Origin of the sequence: Formosa sp. Hel1_33_131 (genome assembly GCF_001735745.1) — a bacterium.
GTDB lineage: Bacteria > Bacteroidota > Bacteroidia > Flavobacteriales > Flavobacteriaceae > Hel1-33-131.
Genome location: NZ_CP017260.1, coordinates 1,604,155 through 1,621,979 on the forward strand (window position 1 = coordinate 1,604,155; position 17,825 = coordinate 1,621,979).

A 17,825-nucleotide genomic window follows, 5' to 3' on the forward strand; every position below is an offset into this window, starting at 1 on the left:
ATTTGAAAATTACTAGCCATAAATCTTGTTTTAAAAGACTCTTTCTTGGAGTTCTATTACTGAGTTTCAACTCAGTCTTATTTGCACAAGAACCTGCGACTGTTAGAGACTCTACATCTACCACATTTTCATTTGGAAAACTAGACATCCCAGATCCAGCGAGTATCGAAAGTAAATACACCTACGATCCACTCACAGATAGGTATTTCTACACCTCAACTGTTGGAGATTTTAACATTAATTACCCAGTCATATTAACGCCAAAAGAATTTCAAGACTTAGTGGTCAAAGAAAGCTTGAAAGCCTATTACAAAGAAAAACTAGATGCGCTTGACGGAAAAAAAGAAGGCTCTGAAGAAGCTAAGAAAAACCTAATTCCAGATTTATATATCAACTCCAAATTTTTTGAAACCATATTTGGGAGCAATGTAATCTCCGTAGTTCCACAAGGGTCTGTCGAAATGGACCTCGGAGTAATGTACACCAAACAAGAAAACCCTGCGTTTTCACCAAGAAATCAAAGTAATTTTACGTTTGACTTCGATCAACGAATTAGCTTAAGTTTGACAGGTAAAGTTGGGACACGATTAAAAGTCAATGCCAATTATGACACCCAATCCACGTTTGATTTTCAGAACTTATTTAAAATTGAATACACACCGCTTAACAATCCAGAAGAACTGCTTGGCGAAAGAGGAAGGGAATTGCTTGGCCAAGGAAAAGAACTGTTGAACAAAGGAAGGCAATTAGAGGATCAAGGACGACAATTACTTTCTGACCCAACAGGGGCAGCAAAAGGCCTTGCGCAAAAGGAATTAAACAAACTGAATTCAGATAACGAAGATTCAATTTTACAAAAACTCGAATTGGGTAATGTAAGTATGCCTCTCAACAGTTCTCTTATCACAGGAGCGCAAAGTTTATTTGGTGTAAAAACAGAACTACAGTTTGGTAAGACCAGAGTGACAGCCGTATTTTCGGAGCAACAATCCGAAACACGTTCGGTCACAGCACAAGGCGGAGGCACTTTAGAAGACTTTGAGTTTTTTGGCTTGGATTACGATGAAAATAGACACTTTTTTCTTGCTCAATACTTTAGATCTGAATACGATGATGCACTTAAAAACTATCCATTTATCAACTCCCAAGTTCAAATTACAAGGGTAGAGGTTTGGGTCACCAACAGAACCAATCAAATTCAAAATGTCCGAAACATTGTTGCCTTACAAGATTTAGGGGAGTCTTCAGTGATTGGGTTAACATCCATTCCTGGAGGCTTCGTCAATCAAGAGGCTGAAGCGTATCCGGATAATAAAAATAATAAATTTGACCCTACAAAGATTGGTGGGCCTGGCTCTCTGCTTTCAGACGCTATTCGTGATATTGCCACGGTACAATCCGGATTTCTAATCCCTGGAGTCAACGAGGGATTTGATTATGGCAAACTTGAAAATGCACGTAAATTAACAGAAGGCAATGAGTTTTCTGTAGACACACAATTAGGTTATATTTCTTTAAATCAACGGCTTCAGAATGATGAGGTTCTTGCGGTTGCGTATCAATATACGATCGGAGATAAAGTGTATCAAGTTGGGGAATTTGCCAATGACGGACTCGCTGCAACGGATGTTGAGGTAGATCTGAGTACAGGCAACCAAACCGTTACCAATCAGAGTTTAGTTCTGAAAATGCTAAAAAGTGCAGTCACCAACGTCAACCTTCCTACTTGGGATTTGATGATGAAAAATATTTATAATACAGGGGCTTATCAATTGTCTCAAGACGATTTTAGATTAAATATTTTCTATAACGAAACATCAGCACTCAACTTTATAACCCCCGTAAGTGGCACACCATTTCCAGCACCAATAGGAAATAATGACCCCATAGAGGAAACCCCTTTAATCCGATTGTTTAATTTTGATAGATTGAACTTTAATAACGATCCTCAGAACAAAGGAGATGGATTTTTTGATTTTGTTCCAGGGGTGACCGTCATCCCTCAAAACGGAAAAATCATATTCACCAAAGTGGAACCTTTTGGAAGTTTTCTATTTGAAACTCTTAGAACAACTGGTTCAGAAAACTATGAAGGTGATGAATCAATACTAGGGTTTTATAATCCAAATCAAGCAAAATACGTTTACAGATCGCTCTATAAAAACACCAAAACAGCGGCTTTACAGGACAGTGATAAAAATAAATTTTTGATGCGGGGACGCTATAAATCTTCTGGAGGTTCGGGCATTCCGATTGGCGCTTTTAATGTACCACGAGGCTCTGTAAAAGTAACTGCAGGAGGGCGTGTACTTGTAGAAGGCGTTGACTATACCGTGAATTATCAGATTGGAACCGTCCAAATTTTAGATCCATCCCTGCAAGCTTCCAACACTCCCATTCAGGTGTCGGTTGAAAACAATGCGGTTTTTGGACAACAAACAAAACGCTTTTCAGGAATTAATGTAGAGCACCAATTCAACGAAAATTTTGTGTTAGGCGCCACCGTCTTAAACTTAAATGAACGTCCCATTACTCAGAAAGCGAATTATGGGAGCGAATCAATCAACAATACTATTTTTGGGTTTAATGGAAACTACTCCACCGAAGTGCCATTCCTCACCCGATTGGCGAACAAATTACCAAACATAGACACTGATGTTGAATCCAATCTATCCCTTCGAGGAGAGTTTGCGTATCTAAGACCAGGAGCCCCAAAAGGCACCGATTTTGACAGTGAAGCAACTTCTTATGTCGATGATTTTGAAGGCTCCCAAAATGGCATCAGTTTATTAAGTCCACAATCATGGTTTTTATCAAGTCGACCTAAAAACCTCGGACGTGTGTATGCAGAAGGTGCTGAAGATGTTGCGGGTTATCAAAATGGATTTGACAGAGCCCACTTGAACTGGTACTCCGTCGATCCTATTTTTTACAGTGGTCAACGCCCTGGAGGCATTACAGATGATGATGTTTCTGACCTCTACGCAAGACGAATTTTTATTAAAGAGCTGTTCCCTCAAGTAACGGTCGTCACAGGACAATACTCTGTTATCAACACCTTAGATTTAGTATATGAACCTGAAGAAAGAGGGCCGTATAATTATAAGCTAGACGCAGTCGATGGTATTTTAGAAACACCTCAAAACAGTTGGGCTGGGATTACAAGACAACTCACCTCCACAGATTTTGAGCAATCTAATGTAGAGTATATTGAGTTTTGGCTCATGGATCCCTTTTTGGACAATCCTTCTAATCCTGGGGGAAAACTAGTTTTTAATTTAGGGAACATTTCTGAAGATGTGATTAAAGATGGTGAAAAACAATACGAAAACGGACTGCCTGAAGATGGAGATATTAGTATTTTATCACAATCCCTTTGGAAAACCGTCACGCCTCAAAATCAATCCTTGATCTATGCATTTTCATCGCAAGGGGATGACCGTAACAACCAGGATGTTGGACTGGATGGTTATGACGATTCTGAAGAAGGCACGAGTGATGCACAATTTAGACCTTTTGCAGGACTTGAAGATCCAGCCAATGACAACTATAATTATTACCTCAATACCGAAGGTGATATCTTTGAGCGTTACAAAAGATATAATGGACTCGAAGGGAATTCTCCAGATGCAGTCTCAGATACCAATCGCGGTTCTACAACGCTCCCAGATGTGGAAGATATCAATAGAGATAACACGATGAATACCATAGACAGTTATTACGAATATGAAATAGACATCTCTACTTCAGATTTAAATGACGCTAGCAATTCCTATATTGTCGATCGTAAGTCCGTTTCAAACATAACCTTACCAAACGGTTCTTCGTCAGGAACGATCAATTGGTATCAGTATCGAATTCCAGTGTCTGAATTCACGAATAACATTGGAGAAATATCAGATTTTAGATCCATTCGATTTGCACGTATATATTTAAAAAATTTCTCAGAAAGAACCGTATTTCGATTTGGAACTTTGGATTTAGTACGAAGCGATTGGCGTCGTTATCAACTATCCCTTGATGACGACTCGAATGAGGCTACGCAATTAGAAGGCACCGATTTTAGTGTTGGTATTGTAGGCATTCAAGAAAATGACGGTGGCTATGTATCCCCTCCAGGAGTTGAACGGGAACAATTAAACAACAACAATACTATTGTGCCTCAAAACGAACAATCCTTAGTGGTGGATGTTTGTGCGTTGGAATCAAAAGATGCAAGAGGTGTTTTCAAAAACATCAATGTGGACATGCGTCAGTACAAAAATCTGAAAATGTTCATCCATGCTGAGGACGGTGAAACCGACAGTTTTGAACAAGGAAGCTTAGTGGGATTCATTCGAATGGGGAACGATTTCACACAAAATTATTACCAAATAGAGGTTCCTTTACGGAAATCTTCTGGAGCCGTTACTAACCCAGATGATGATGAACAAGTGAAAAAGGTTTGGCCTGAATACAATGAGATAAATATTCCCTTAGAATTTCTTGAAAAAATAAAAGCCTTGGGCATAGGTCAAGGTACCTTAGGGAACGAAGCTCCGACCTTTTACAATGTGATTGATGGGGAATTACAAGAAAACCTGGTTGGAAGTTTAGAATTTGCACCATTCTCGTTAAATGCTGGTTCTGATTTAGATACCGATCCTGTAGAACAACGGATTGCCATCAAAGGAAATCCAAATTTTGGAGACATTAGAACCCTAATGGTGGGAGTCAAAAACATTAGCGGAAATTCACAATGTGCGGAAGTATGGTTCAATGAATTGCGTCTTGCAGACATGGACAACAAAGGAGGCTGGGCTGCGATTATGAGTGTGGATACCAACATCGCCGATTTCATGAACATCAATGCCACCGCAAAACGAAGTACCACTGGTTTTGGAAGTTTAGAACAAGGGCCAAACGAGCGAAGTCGTGAAGACTTGAAACAATACGATGTGGTTACCAACATGAATCTTGGTCAGTTGTTACCAAAAAAATGGGGCTTGGAAATTCCTTTTAATTATGGACAAAGTGAAGAACTCATCACTCCTGAGTACGACCAGCAATTCAAAGATTTAAAACTTCAAAGCCTAATGGATGCCGCCGAAACTTCGGAAGATCGCGAACGCATCAAAACCCAATCAGAAGATTATACAAAACGTCAAAGCATCAATTTTATAGGCGTTCGAAAACAGCGTACGGGCGATGCCAAACCAAGAGTGTACGACGTCGAGAATTTAACGATGAACTATTCTTTCAATCAAATCAAACACCGAGATTTTGAAATTGAAAACTCTTTGGATCAAAATGCAAGAGTAGGTGCCAATTACAATTATAGTTTCACCCCAATAAAACTGGAGCCCTTCAAGAAAAACGATTCTCTATTTATGAATAAATATTGGAAACTCATAAAGGATTTTAATTTAAACTTATTGCCTTCAAGTCTTTCGGTGAATTCAGATTTTGTACGACAATTCAACAGTCAGAAATTTAGAGATGCCGGATTAGGTGCTGGAAACATTACGGTTGATGAATTGATTAGAAGAAACTACACCTTCGATTTTCAATACACCATCAATTACGACCTTACAAAGGGTTTACGATTGAACTTCACTTCCTCCACCAATAATATTGTAAGAAATTATTTTAAAAATGATGAATTAAATGGCGATCAAGATCCGGAACTTGGTGTCTGGGACCGCTTCTTTGATTTTGGAGATCCAAACAGACACACCCAACAACTAGGGATCAATTATGAATTGCCGTTAAATAAATTTCCGGCGTTGAGCTTTGTGACCTCTAGTTATTCTTACACAGGCGATTTTCAATGGAACAAAGGGTCTGACCTGTTGGTTGGTGATTCAGATACATCTCTTGGAAATTCTATTTCGAATGCCAATCAGCATAACTTGAACACTTCGTTTGACATGCGCAAACTGTACCGTTATCTAGGAATAAAAAAATCATCAAGAAGAAATAGAGCTGTAAAATCGAATGCTAAAGCATCCTCAAAATCTAAAAAACTCAATTTGAAGGATTTTGGAATTGGATTGTTAACGAGTATCAACCGCATGCAAATTAATTATTCCGAAGGAAATAGCTCTTTTTTACCGGGCTACCTTCCAACGCCAGGCTTTTTAGGAACCCTTAGGCCAACGGCTGGATACACCTTTGGAAGTCAGCGTGACATCAGAAGAATTTCTGCTGAAAACGGATGGCTTACAACCTATGCTCAATTCAATCAGCAGTACACCGAAACTCATACCCAAAACATAGATTTTAATATTAATATGGAGCCAATCTCCGATCTGAAAATAGATTTGAATGGGGGTAAAACCTATGCAACCAACCTTACAGAAACTTTTAATGCAGTAGGGAATAGGTACAATCTATTAATCCCAAACACCTTTGGGAACTTCAATATATCAACCATCTTAATTAAAACCGCTTTCAGTCAAAGCGACGAAAATAAATCGGTTCCATTTGAAGAATTTAAAACCAACCGTTTGGTGATTGCCAACCGTCTGGCTCAAAACTTTTACGGAGCCAATGGATATACTACAGATGCAGAAGGCTACCCTGAAGGCTTTGGTAAAAACAGTCAAGCCGTATTGTTACCTTCCTTCTTAGCGGCCTACTCTGGAAAAAAATCAAATAAAATTAGTTTGGATGCTTTTAGAGACATTCCACTTCCTAACTGGACTTTGAAGTACACAGGGTTTATGAAAAACAAATGGTTCAAAAAGCGCTTTAGAAGGTTCTCTTTAACCCATGGTTACAATGCATCCTACACCATCAACCAGTTCAGATCAAATCTTGATTACAAAGCTGCAAATCCAACCTTGGATTTTGAAACACAAAAAAACAGTAACACCTTAGATCAATCAGATAACTTTAAAGCTAAAGATCTATACAGCAACATCAATTTAGTGGAGCAGTTCAGTCCTTTGGTGAAGATTGATTTTGAAATGAAAAATTCCGTCAAGGTCTCTGGCGAAATTAAAAAAGATCGAAGTTTGTCGTTAAGTTTTGACAACAACCTACTGACCGAAATTCACGGAAACGAATATATTTTTGGACTCGGTTATCGAATTAAAGACTTAAGAATTCGTTCGAAATTAGCGGGATCTCGTAGAATCATTAAAAGTGATTTGAATATGAAAGCCGATATTTCTATGAGAAATAACAAAACCATCATTCGGTATTTGGACTTAGACAACAATCAAGTGAGTGCGGGTCAAACGATATGGAGCATGCGTTATGCCGCGGATTATGCCTTCAGTAAAAACTTAACAGCCATCTTCTACTTTGACTATGCGTTCTCAGAATATGCGATTTCAACAGCCTTTCCTCAAACGACCATTCGTTCAGGATTTACCTTGCGTTACAACTTTGGAAATTAATACAAACCACATTAATACTATATAATTATGAATGTACCTACTGACTTAAAATACACAAAAGACCACGAATGGGTAAAAATTGACGGCGATACTGTCACCGTTGGAATTACCGATTTTGCACAAGGTGAATTAGGAGATATTGTTTACGTTGAAGTAGAATCACTAGAAGAGACATTAGAAGTGGATGCCGTTTTTGGAACTGTCGAAGCCGTCAAAACCGTATCAGATTTGTTTTTGCCAATCGCCGGTGAAATCATTGAATTTAATGAATCACTAGAAGAAGAACCTGAAAAAGTAAATGACGACCCTTATGGCGACGGCTGGATGATCAAAATAAAGGTTGCAAATACAGCAGATTTAGAAACGCTTTTGAGTGCAGACGATTATAAAGCAATCATAGGTGCTTAAAAACACTTTGATACATAGCGTCACTGTTATATATACAATTGCAATTGCTGTTTTAAGCTTGGCACATCTTACAGAGTTGCCAGAACTCAACACGGGTTTTGATGATAAAATAGCACATTTCATCTTATATGCGGGACTTTGTTTATTTTGGTTTATGAGCTTACATGTTTTTAAAATAAAATCAAGTTTACTAATAGCATCTCTGCTGTCCATTGTCTTTGGCGCTGTCATTGAAGTTTTACAAGGAGTCGTCTCTATATATAGAACAGCGGACATCTTTGATCTTGTCGCAAATTGCCTAGGAGTTCTTATAATGGCTCTTATTATTTACACTAAAAAAGAAGTTATTGTTAAAAAGCTATAAACCTTTGTGTATTTATTAAATTTTTAACTAATTTAACGCTCGGAAAAATAACACCAAAAATGGAATCAAAGAAAAACTTAAAAGCAGACGTTAGTAGAAATGGATCTGTCTATTTCGCAGTCGGTTTAGCACTTATGTTGTTTTTAACATACAACACTATAAATTATAAGACTTATGACAAGTCGTTAATTGATATCGGAAAGTTGGATTTAGATGCAGAACTCGATGAAGAAATTCCTTTAACAGATCAGTTAACCCCACCGCCGCCACCGCCGCCACCGCCAGCAGCACCCGAGGTGATTGAGATCGTTGAGGATGAAGAAGAGATTGAAGAAACGGTCATTGAGTCTACCGAAATGGATCAAGATGAAGAAATTGAAGTAGAGGAAATTGAAGTAGAAGAGATTTATGAAGATGTTGAGGTTCCGTTTTCGGTGATCGAAAATGTGCCCGAATATCCTGGCTGTGAAAAAGGTTCTAATACCGAAAAAAGAAAATGTATGTCCGCTAAAATCGCAAAATTTGTGCAACGCAAATTTAATACAGATTTAGCAGGTGATTTAGGATTGTCAGGAAGACAACGTATTAGTGTGATCTTCAAAATTGATAAAAAAGGGAATGTCACGGGAGTTCGCTCTAGAGCACCACACCCACGATTAGAGAAAGAAGCAGCACGCGTTATCAACATGTTGCCAAAAATGAAACCAGGACGTCAACGTGGAAAAGCAGTGGTCGTTCCTTACTCTTTACCTATTACGTTTCAAGTCCAAGATTAAGACCTTTTAATGATGTAAAATTTTATGAATCCCGCCTCGGCGGGATTTTTTGGTATGTTTTTTGTGGTGTATAAATTTATAAACCCTAAAATATAACATCATGAAATCGCCTCCAGACGAATACCAAAACCGTTTACCAAAAAAAACTACGAAGGCTGATGTCAGTCGAAACAGTTCTATCTATTTTGCTGTCGGACTAGTTTTAATGCTATTTATTTCCAATCAACTGATTAATTATAAGTCGTACGATAAATCTGATATTGATATTGGATCTTTAGACCTCGAGAAAGAAATTGAAGAAGAAATTCCAATTATTGACCTGAAGTTGCCACCACCACCACCACCACCACCACCGGTTGCTCCTCAGGTCATTGAAGTCGTTGAGGATGAAGAGGAGGTCGAAGAAACAGTTATTGAATCTACGGAGGTAGATCAAGATGATGAAATTGAAATTGAAGAGGTGGAGGTTGAAGAAGTCGAAGAAGATGTTGAAGTACACTTTACGGTCATCGAAAATGTACCTGAATACCCAGGCTGTGAAAAAGGCTCAAACGCCAAAAAACGAAAATGTATGTCCGATAAAATCACAAAATTTGTGCAAAGAAAGTTCAATACAGATTTAGCAGGTGATTTAGGGTTGACAGGAAAACAACGTATTAGTGTGATCTTCAAAATTGATAAAAAAGGGAATGTGACGGGAGTTCGCTCTAGAGCACCACACCCCCGATTAGAGAAAGAAGCAGCACGCGTTATCAACATGTTGCCAAAAATGAAACCAGGACGTCAACGTGGACGGTCGGTAGTTGTCTCTTATACGTTGCCTATTACCTTTTTAGTGCAAGAATAATATTTTTATTTCTTAACATTCAAATCCCGCAGTTGCGGGATTTTTTTTGGCATATTTATTGAATACTCAAAAGGGTAACCTTTAAAACAATTCGTATGGACACTTCAAAAAAACAGTTAGTCAACCAAAACAATTCTTCAAATGAACACCCTAAACCAAAGAAGAAAGACGCTAATTTAAAGTACAACCCTACAGTTTATTTTTTAATTGGATTAGCGATTACTTTGTTTTCAACCTATAGTTTGTTTGAAATGAATTTTAAAGTTAAAAATCAGATCTCAATCACAACTCAGCCACCTCTATGTGAAAATCCTATTATCTATGATTATGTTAGCTATGTTGTAGAAAAAGAAAAAGTGATTGTTAAAAAACAACGCACCTCCGTAGCTAAAGATCCAATTATTTCAGAGGACCCTATAATTGAGGCTCCAACATTTATAGATCAACCGATTGACTCTGGTGACACACCAGTTCCTGTAAGCAGTATTGTAGTTCAACCCCCTGTAGAAGATTTGGAAGTTATATTTACGGTTGTAGAGCATGTACCCGAGTATCCAGGTTGCGAGAAAGGCACCAACGCAGTAAAGCGTAAATGTATGTCCAAGAAAATCGCAAAATTTGTACAACGTAAATTCAACACTGATTTGGCAAACGATTTAGGTTTGACTGGAAAACAAAAGATCAGTGTGGTCTTTAAAATTGATAAAAACGGAAGTATAATAGGAGTCCGTTCTAGAGCACCCCACCCAGACTTAGAGCAAGAAGCCGCCCGTGTGATTAATCTGTTGCCAAAAATGAAACCCGGCCGCCAGCGTGGAAAAGCAGTGGTGGTGCCTTATTTTTTACCTATAACTTTTCAAGTGCAGGAGTAAGTCATTTATTTTTTATAAACATTAATTCATAGAGTTATGATTAAAAACAGTTTAAAGAGTTTTTGTTATTTAGTGTCCTTCGTTTTCGTTTTGGGATGTATGTCTTGCATTCCAGTTTTAGACCCTGAGCCTTGTGATACTCCTATAAATACATCTGTTGGTGTGAATGACACGTTTTCTATAGTGCCATTAAATGCGGTTTATAATGTTGGTGATAAAATTACCGTTTCATTTATAGTCGATAATTTAGCCAAACTTCAATCAGATTCCAGTAAAGATTTTAATATTTTTGAAGAAAGTGGTGAAAATAGAGCTGTTATTCGAGGTGTTCAAAATTATGAAGATTTAGCACATTTAATTTCAAGTCCAATTAACACTATTAAAATTAATTATGGAGAAGAACATAATTTTGGGTATGCGCTCAAATACCATCCAGACCTAAATAAATATGTTTTAGAACTAGAAGTTACATTTTTAACGGAAAGGGTCTATACTTTAGAAGATTTTGATTTTACCCTTCTTTTAGGGAATCGGCCAAATAACTCAGGGGATAACTGTCGTTATTATGAACACGTTTCATCAATTGAAATAAACCCTAGTATTTCTTTTGAAGTCCTTTAACAACGAAGGTTTTATAAAATGAAGTCGTCTAAAAAGCAATTTTTAGACGATTTTATTTTTTATAGGGTCAAGCATTTTTCAAATACAAATAGCGTTTTTCATAATCAATCACCGCAAATCCTTTTTTGAGAATGTCCGCTCCAATGATGCCATCAACGGCAGGTGTGTTAATAGATTCAAAGGCATCGTTCACATAACTCAAATCTATTAAAGCTATAGGAAAACGGGTTTTCACCCATCCACCAATTGAAAGTGTGTTGTTCTTAGAGAGAAGCGTATCAATCTTATCAGGGCCTGCGCCACTCGCCTTAACGATTGAGGGCTGTGTTGTCAGTTTAAATTTCTCTTCGAGTTTTAGGTCTATAAAGGTTGTGGAAGCGCCCGTATCCAAAATAAAAACCCCTTTGACACCATTTACTTTAGCTATAATTTTAAAATGATTAGACACAATCGGATGCATTTTAATCTTAAAATAAGACTTATGTAATAGAAATTCAGACAACGTGAGCGGGGGTGTATTCAAAGCAAATTATTTTTAACAAAGATACTATTCAAAATCTTACTTTTGCACTATGACAATCACAGATACACATACCCACCTATATAGCGAAGCATTTGATGCCGACCGAACCGAAGTTATTGAGCGTGCACTCGTTGCTGGCGTCACCCGATTTTTTATTCCTGCCATTGATTCTACCTATTCAGAGGCCATGTATGCACTAGAAACCAGTTACCCTAACAATGTATTTTTGATGATGGGGCTGCACCCAACGCATGTGAAAGATGATTATTTAGAAGAATTGGCGCATGTGAAAGAGCAATTGGCATCTCGGAAATTTGTGGCCATTGGAGAGATTGGCATTGACCTTTTCTGGGATCAAAGTAGTTTAAAGGCGCAGCAAGACATGTTTAGAGCCCAAATTCAATTGGCAAAGCAATACCAATTACCTATTGTCATTCACTGTCGAGATGCTTTTGATGAAGTTTTTGAAATCTTAGAAGAAGAAAAAGGGCCTGATTTATTTGGGATCTTTCACTGTTTTACGGGGACTTTTGAGCAAGCGCAACAAGCAATTTCGTACAACATGAAACTTGGAATAGGAGGGGTAGTAACTTTTAAAAACGGTAAAATAGATCAGTTTTTAAATCAGATTGATTTGAAACACATTGTTTTAGAAACCGATGCACCTTATTTGTCGCCCGTGCCTTACAGAGGAAAACGCAATGAAAGCAGTTACATTTTGAATGTTTTAGAAAAATTGTCTAATATTTATGGGGTCTCAAATGATTATATTGCAGAGATTACGACTCAGAATTCAAAAGCTGTTTTTAAACTATAAATCAAATGAAACCTCAAATACTATTAATATACACAGGCGGTACTATTGGGATGATCAAAGATCCAATCACAGCAACCTTACAGGCGTTTGATTTTGCATCCCTTATAGAAAAAATTCCAGAATTGAATTTATTGGATTGCGACATTCATACCGTTTCTTTTGACACACCAATCGATTCTTCCAATATGAATCCATCTCATTGGATTTCAATTGCGACTATTATCGAAGACAACTACCAAACACATGATGGTTTTGTTGTGCTCCACGGAAGTGACACCATGAGTTACACTGCCTCGGCGCTTAGTTTTATGCTGGAAAATCTTTCAAAACCTGTCATCCTTACGGGCTCACAGTTGCCTATTGGCGATTTGCGAACGGATGCCAAAGAAAATCTTATTACTTCCATACAGATTGCAGCACTGCAAAATAACAATAAAGCGGTGGTGAAAGAAGTCGGACTGTATTTTGAATATAAACTGTACAGAGGGAATCGCACCACCAAAATCAATGCGGAGCATTTTCAGGCGTTTGCGTCCTTAAATTTCCCAGCACTTGTCACTTCTGGGGTACATTTAAAGGTCAACCATGAGTTGTTGCACAAAAACTATACACAGGCTCAATTGGTTGTTCACAAGAAATTGGATGCAAATATTGTTCTGATAAAGCTATTTCCAGGTATCACGCCTGTTGTTTTAAAATCAATTTTAGAAATCCCAAGTCTTAAAGCCGTTGTGATTGAAACTTATGGAAGTGGCAATGCCACCACAGAAGACTGGTTTTTAGAAGCGATTGAAAAGGCTCTATATAAAGGAGTCAATATAATTAATGTCACCCAATGCGCTGGAGGCAGTGTCCAGATGAATCAATATCAGACCGGGAAACTCCTTGAAAAGTCGGGTGTCATTTCTGGAAAGGACATGACCACGGAGTCTGCAATCACAAAATTAATGTTCATGTTGGGGCTTCAAACGCCAAAAAATATGTTCAAAACCGTTTTTGAAACAAGTCTCCGTGGAGAAATATCCTAAAATTAGGACTCAAAAATTTCACCAATCAAACTATTTTTTCTTTATTTGGGCTGCTAAAAAAGCAAACTAGAGAGGTGGCCGAGTGGCTTAAGGCGCACGCTTGGAAAGCGTGTATACGGCAACGTATCGAGGGTTCGAATCCCTTCCTCTCTGCAATTGCCTTTGTGTTAATGACTTATCATTTTCAGGAGCTAGGAATTACTTTTCTTTTGAAATGAGTATTATTGTTTTCAATTAAAAATTTACCGAATTTTGTCGTTTTTATTTTGGTAATTACATTTTTTTTATATCTTTAACACCTTAACAAATAATATTATTTTAATAAAAATCAAGAATAGAACAATGAAAAGACTAATTCCAATTCTAGCTATTGCATTTGTAATGGCATTCGGGTCTGTAAGTGCGACTTCATACACGAACATTAACATGAACTCTATTGTAACTACAATTGTAAACCCAGTTCAAGACGACGCAGCCTCGGCTGATGCAGAAGAATCTTTAGGGTTTCACCAAGAACTTAAAAAACGATTTATCGAAGGAGGTCCAGGATTTATGGGCATCGTTTTGTTATGTCTTATATTAGGACTTGCAATTGCAATTGAAAGAATTATTTTCTTAAACCTTTCAACAACCAATTCAAAAAAATTGATTGACGAAGTAGAAGGTGCATTAGCATCTGGAGGTTTAGACGCCGCTAAGGAAGTTTGTAGAAATACAAAAGGCCCTATCGCATCCATCTTTTACCAAGGATTAGACCGTGCGAACGAAGACTTAGACTCCGCTGAAAAAGCAGTGGTTGCCTATGGTGGTGTTCAAATGGGACAGTTAGAGAAAAATGTATCTTGGATCTCATTATTTATCGCTTTAGCACCTATGTTAGGGTTTATGGGAACTGTAATCGGAATGATTCAAGCCTTTGATAAAATTGAAGCTGCAGGAGATATGCAACCATCACTTGTTGCTGGGGGTATTAAAGTAGCCCTTTTAACAACCGTATTTGGTCTGATTGTTGCTATTATATTACAAGTCTTTTATAATTATATCATTTCTAAAATTGATAGTATTGTAAACGATATGGAAGATTCCTCTATATCTTTAATGGATATATTGGTTAAAAACAAAAAATAATAACACCTCAATACTAAATCAGATAATTATGGATTTACAAAAATTATTGAAGATTGTAGCTATTGTCATCGGTGTGATTTCAATCTTTTTCCTAGGAAGTATTATATCTACAGGGGATGAAGCTATAAAAGCAGGCGAATCTAGTGGGACAATTGATATATTTATGAACGTATCTTACGTAATCCTAGGGATTGCAGTACTTATAGTATTAGCGTTTACAGTACTCAACTTAGTTTCTAATACTGCAGGCTTAAAAAATACCCTTATGGGTGTTGGCGCTTTTGCAGTCCTATTCTTACTATGCTACTATGGTTTTGCCAATGGCGTAGAAACAACCCTTAAAGATGGTGACTTGCTGTCTGAAAGTGGTTCAAGATTGGTAGGCGCAGGCTTGTACTTGTTCTATTTCTTAGCACTTATTGCTGGAGGAATAATGTTAGGCTTTGGAATCAAAAAAATGGTAAAATAATATGGCTAAGCGATCTGCACCTGAAGTGAATGCTGGCTCAATGGCCGACATTGCCTTCTTACTGTTAATATTTTTCTTGGTAACAACCACCATAGAAAAGGATTCTGGGATCAACCGGAAGCTCCCTCCTATAGAAGATACTGAAGAAGACGTTATCATAAAGCAAAAAAACATTTTCACAGTACTCTTGAATGGTAAGGATCAATTGCTTGTGGAAGATGAGCTGATGGAACTCAAAGATTTGAGAGCTGCGGCTGTTGAGTTTTTAGATAATAATGGCGATGGAACCTGTACCTATTGTAAAGGTGCCAAAGATACATCCTCCTCAGATTATCCAGACAAAGCAATCATATCGTTAAAAAACGAACGTGAAACATCTTATGCGGCTTATATATCGGTTCAAAACGAATTGGTAGCGGCGTATAATGTACTTCGAAACAGAAGAGCGCTTGAACTAGGTTCTCAACAAGGATTTTTAGATATGAATTTTGTACAAATGCAAAGGAATTATAAAGATGCTCGTTTTGTAGGTAACAAAACCAAGTTGAAAGAAGTGATTGATCAGATAAAAGTGGAGTATCCACAAAAACTTTCTGAAGTTCAGTAGTTTAACCTAAAAGTAAAGAAACAAAATGTCAAAATTTAAAAAGAAAACTGACGGAGGCATACCAGCGATTTCCACGGCTTCGCTTCCAGATATTGTATTTATGTTGCTGTTCTTTTTTATGGTAGCTACCGTGATGCGTGAAAATTCACTCAAAATTAAAAACGCACTTCCTGTTGCCAATCAAGTAGAGAAACTCGACAAGAAAAACCCAGTGAGTTATATTTATATGGGCAAACCAAGTGACGGTTTCGAAAAATATGGCACAGAATCAAGAATTCAACTCAACGATCAATTTGCAGAACTTTCAGAAGTTGGCGCATTTATTGGAGCTGAAAGAGCCGCTTTAAGAGAGGAATTAATTCCATTTCTTACCGTTGCCCTTAAAGTCGATAAAGAAGCCAACATGGGAATTGTAGGCGATGTCAAGCAAGAACTTAGAAAAGTAAACGCACTCAAAATCAACTATACCACAGGGGTAGGTGATGCGATGAAAAATATGGAATAATAAACGATTCTGAAATATTTAAAAAGGCATTCTACTCAGAATGCCTTTTTTTATTTAATTTAGTACCATAAATAAGGACACCCTTTATGAAACCTCGTATATTTTTACTGCTATTTTTGACCTGTTTTGTGGATGCATTCGCGCAATCCAACAAAGCAACCGAATCGGATAGTTTATATAGAGAAGATCAAATTTACATTGGCGTGACCTATAATGCACTCATGAATTTACCCAATGGCGTCTCTCAAAGCAGTTTCTCCACGGGGTTTCATTTAGGCGTTATTAGAGATTTCCCTATTAACACACGCCGCAATCTAGCCATCGGTTTAGGGCTTGGTTATTCGATCAATACTTTTAATCAAAACATTAGAATTAGCACAACAACACCAACGACCTATACCATTTTAGAGGGGATAGATCATTCCAAAAACAATTTTTCGCAACACCTTTTAGAAGTTCCTTTAGAATTTCGCTGGCGAACATCTAATGCAGAGACTTATAAGTTTTGGCGAATATATACAGGCGTAAAATTAGGCTATGTGTTGGTTTCTAAATCTGTTTACAAAGGAGAACCAGGGGATGAAACACACAGAGGCTTGAAAGGAATGAACCCATGGCAGTACGGATTAACCTTGAGTGTGGGTTATAACACTTGGAACGGTTATATCTATTATGGTTTGAACCCGATTTTTGATTCTGTTTCTTCGACAAATTTTCAATCTATAGACATGAATGCGTTGAAAATCGGCTTAATTTTCTATCTATTATAGCCAGTGATTTAATAGCAGCAACTGAGGCACCACTCCAATAACAAGTCCTGCCACAAGTTCTTTGACGGTATGTGCATTTAAATGCAATCGAGAACTCGCCATCGCTCCCATTACAATGATAAAGAGTGCAAACGCATTGCTAAAAGAATACCCATAATGCAAATTAACTAGTACCATAAAAAAGAAAGCACCACCAGTACTCATCATGTGAATACTTGTTTTAAACTTCAATAACGCCAACACCATTCCTGAAATCGCTGTCATCATAGCTCCTAAGAATAAATAATGCAATTCGACACAGATAGGTTCTGGTAAAACACCAAAACTTAGGTATCCTAAAATTATACTATTTAATAGTAAGGGCCAAATGCGTTCTTTGGAGGTTTTCAGATCAATACTCTGGACGGTGTTTAATTTTTTCAAAATAAAATACAAAACTAGAGGCACTACAAGACTCCAAAGAATAATTGAAAGCAACCAAAAACTGATTTTAATAGGATGGTATTGAAGTGGTGTTACTGTAAAAAAATACACAGCACCCATCCACGGCATTAGCAAGGGATGTAAAATATAAGAGATGCTTTTTAAAAAGGAAGTTAACATAGGTAGGATTCGTTCACGTAATATTACTAAAAAAAAAGTATTTATGGGACCTGTAAGACGAAAAACAAACCTATAATTTTAAGAATCCTACCTAAACGCAAA

Annotated in this window: 16 protein-coding genes and 1 tRNA gene; 15 read left to right on the plus strand and 2 right to left on the minus strand. The window is 37.4% G+C overall.

Going from position 1 to position 17,825, the window contains the following annotated elements:
• The first annotated feature begins 8 nt into the window (after positions 1–8).
• From sprA to FORMB_RS07290, 7 genes are all read left to right on the plus strand, one after another.
• A complete protein-coding gene (sprA, locus tag FORMB_RS07260) occupies positions 9–7,385 on the plus strand; it encodes a cell surface protein SprA (protein ID WP_442856534.1) in 7,377 nt (2,458 codons plus the stop codon).
• 27 nt (positions 7,386–7,412) lie between these two features.
• Positions 7,413–7,793, plus strand: a complete 381-nt coding sequence (gcvH, locus tag FORMB_RS07265) for a glycine cleavage system protein GcvH (RefSeq protein ID WP_069676821.1) — start codon at positions 7,413–7,415, stop codon at positions 7,791–7,793.
• A gap of 7 nt (positions 7,794–7,800) precedes the next feature.
• On the plus strand, positions 7,801–8,157 hold the full coding sequence (locus FORMB_RS07270; RefSeq protein ID WP_197493453.1) for a VanZ family protein: 357 nt from the start codon (positions 7,801–7,803) through the stop codon (positions 8,155–8,157).
• Between the two features lie 59 nt (positions 8,158–8,216).
• Positions 8,217–8,933: an energy transducer TonB gene (locus FORMB_RS07275; RefSeq protein WP_069676823.1), complete on the plus strand. Its 717-nt coding sequence runs from the start codon at positions 8,217–8,219 to the stop codon at positions 8,931–8,933.
• A gap of 100 nt (positions 8,934–9,033) precedes the next feature.
• Positions 9,034–9,780, plus strand: a complete 747-nt coding sequence (locus FORMB_RS07280; protein WP_069676824.1) for an energy transducer TonB — start codon at positions 9,034–9,036, stop codon at positions 9,778–9,780.
• Between the two features lie 95 nt (positions 9,781–9,875).
• Positions 9,876–10,652 (plus strand): energy transducer TonB, encoded by a 777-nt coding sequence (locus FORMB_RS07285; RefSeq protein WP_069676825.1) that lies wholly within the window; start codon positions 9,876–9,878, stop codon positions 10,650–10,652.
• A gap of 36 nt (positions 10,653–10,688) precedes the next feature.
• Positions 10,689–11,273: a hypothetical protein gene (locus tag FORMB_RS07290; protein WP_157498094.1), complete on the plus strand. Its 585-nt coding sequence runs from the start codon at positions 10,689–10,691 to the stop codon at positions 11,271–11,273.
• Between the two features lie 67 nt (positions 11,274–11,340).
• Here FORMB_RS07290 and FORMB_RS07295 read toward each other — a convergent pair whose 3' ends face one another.
• On the minus strand, positions 11,341–11,796 hold the full coding sequence (locus tag FORMB_RS07295) for a retropepsin-like aspartic protease (protein WP_069676827.1): 456 nt from the start codon (positions 11,794–11,796) through the stop codon (positions 11,341–11,343).
• Positions 11,797–11,845: 49 nt separating this feature from the next.
• Here FORMB_RS07295 and FORMB_RS07300 point away from each other — a divergent pair, with 49 nt between their 5' ends.
• The 8 genes from FORMB_RS07300 to FORMB_RS07335 all read left to right on the plus strand — a co-directional run bounded on the left by FORMB_RS07300 (position 11,846) and on the right by FORMB_RS07335 (position 17,120).
• Entirely contained in the window at positions 11,846–12,613 is a 768-nt protein-coding gene (locus tag FORMB_RS07300; RefSeq protein WP_069676828.1) for a TatD family hydrolase, read from the plus strand.
• A gap of 5 nt (positions 12,614–12,618) precedes the next feature.
• On the plus strand, positions 12,619–13,641 hold the full coding sequence (locus FORMB_RS07305; protein ID WP_069676829.1) for an asparaginase: 1,023 nt from the start codon (positions 12,619–12,621) through the stop codon (positions 13,639–13,641).
• A 68-nt stretch (positions 13,642–13,709) separates the two neighbouring features.
• Positions 13,710–13,794 (plus strand) — tRNA-Ser (locus tag FORMB_RS07310).
• 189 nt (positions 13,795–13,983) lie between these two features.
• Entirely contained in the window at positions 13,984–14,769 is a 786-nt protein-coding gene (locus tag FORMB_RS07315) for a MotA/TolQ/ExbB proton channel family protein (RefSeq protein WP_069676830.1), read from the plus strand.
• A gap of 28 nt (positions 14,770–14,797) precedes the next feature.
• A complete protein-coding gene (locus FORMB_RS07320; RefSeq protein ID WP_069676831.1) occupies positions 14,798–15,238 on the plus strand; it encodes a hypothetical protein in 441 nt (146 codons plus the stop codon).
• 1 nt (position 15,239) lies between these two features.
• On the plus strand, positions 15,240–15,845 hold the full coding sequence (locus FORMB_RS07325; protein WP_069676832.1) for an ExbD/TolR family protein: 606 nt from the start codon (positions 15,240–15,242) through the stop codon (positions 15,843–15,845).
• 25 nt (positions 15,846–15,870) lie between these two features.
• Complete coding sequence (locus FORMB_RS07330) at positions 15,871–16,350, plus strand: ExbD/TolR family protein (protein WP_069676833.1); 480 nt, start codon at positions 15,871–15,873, stop codon at positions 16,348–16,350.
• 86 nt (positions 16,351–16,436) lie between these two features.
• Positions 16,437–17,120 (plus strand): porin family protein, encoded by a 684-nt coding sequence (locus tag FORMB_RS07335; RefSeq protein WP_069676834.1) that lies wholly within the window; start codon positions 16,437–16,439, stop codon positions 17,118–17,120.
• Here the strand turns inward: FORMB_RS07335 and FORMB_RS07340 are convergent.
• Entirely contained in the window at positions 17,115–17,723 is a 609-nt protein-coding gene (locus FORMB_RS07340) for a hypothetical protein (RefSeq protein WP_069676835.1), read from the minus strand. The genes FORMB_RS07335 and FORMB_RS07340 overlap by 6 nt on opposite strands.
• Positions 17,724–17,825: the final 102 nt, after the last annotated feature.

What these genes read in the sequence shown, in the direction of transcription:
- gcvH (WP_069676821.1), top strand. Translation starts at nt 7,413, where the DNA reads ATGAATGTACCTACTGACTTAAAATACACAAAAGACCACGAATGGGTA.
- FORMB_RS07275 (WP_069676823.1), top strand. Translation starts at nt 8,217, where the DNA reads ATGGAATCAAAGAAAAACTTAAAAGCAGACGTTAGTAGAAATGGATCT.
- FORMB_RS07280 (WP_069676824.1), top strand. Translation starts at nt 9,034, where the DNA reads ATGAAATCGCCTCCAGACGAATACCAAAACCGTTTACCAAAAAAAACT.
- FORMB_RS07285 (WP_069676825.1), top strand. Translation starts at nt 9,876, where the DNA reads ATGGACACTTCAAAAAAACAGTTAGTCAACCAAAACAATTCTTCAAAT.
- FORMB_RS07290 (WP_157498094.1), top strand. Translation starts at nt 10,689, where the DNA reads ATGATTAAAAACAGTTTAAAGAGTTTTTGTTATTTAGTGTCCTTCGTT.
- FORMB_RS07300 (WP_069676828.1), top strand. Translation starts at nt 11,846, where the DNA reads ATGACAATCACAGATACACATACCCACCTATATAGCGAAGCATTTGAT.
- FORMB_RS07305 (WP_069676829.1), top strand. Translation starts at nt 12,619, where the DNA reads ATGAAACCTCAAATACTATTAATATACACAGGCGGTACTATTGGGATG.
- FORMB_RS07315 (WP_069676830.1), top strand. Translation starts at nt 13,984, where the DNA reads ATGAAAAGACTAATTCCAATTCTAGCTATTGCATTTGTAATGGCATTC.
- FORMB_RS07320 (WP_069676831.1), top strand. Translation starts at nt 14,798, where the DNA reads ATGGATTTACAAAAATTATTGAAGATTGTAGCTATTGTCATCGGTGTG.
- FORMB_RS07325 (WP_069676832.1), top strand. Translation starts at nt 15,240, where the DNA reads ATGGCTAAGCGATCTGCACCTGAAGTGAATGCTGGCTCAATGGCCGAC.
- FORMB_RS07330 (WP_069676833.1), top strand. Translation starts at nt 15,871, where the DNA reads ATGTCAAAATTTAAAAAGAAAACTGACGGAGGCATACCAGCGATTTCC.
- FORMB_RS07335 (WP_069676834.1), top strand. Translation starts at nt 16,437, where the DNA reads ATGAAACCTCGTATATTTTTACTGCTATTTTTGACCTGTTTTGTGGAT.
- FORMB_RS07340 (WP_069676835.1), bottom strand. Translation starts at nt 17,723, where the DNA reads ATGTTAACTTCCTTTTTAAAAAGCATCTCTTATATTTTACATCCCTTG.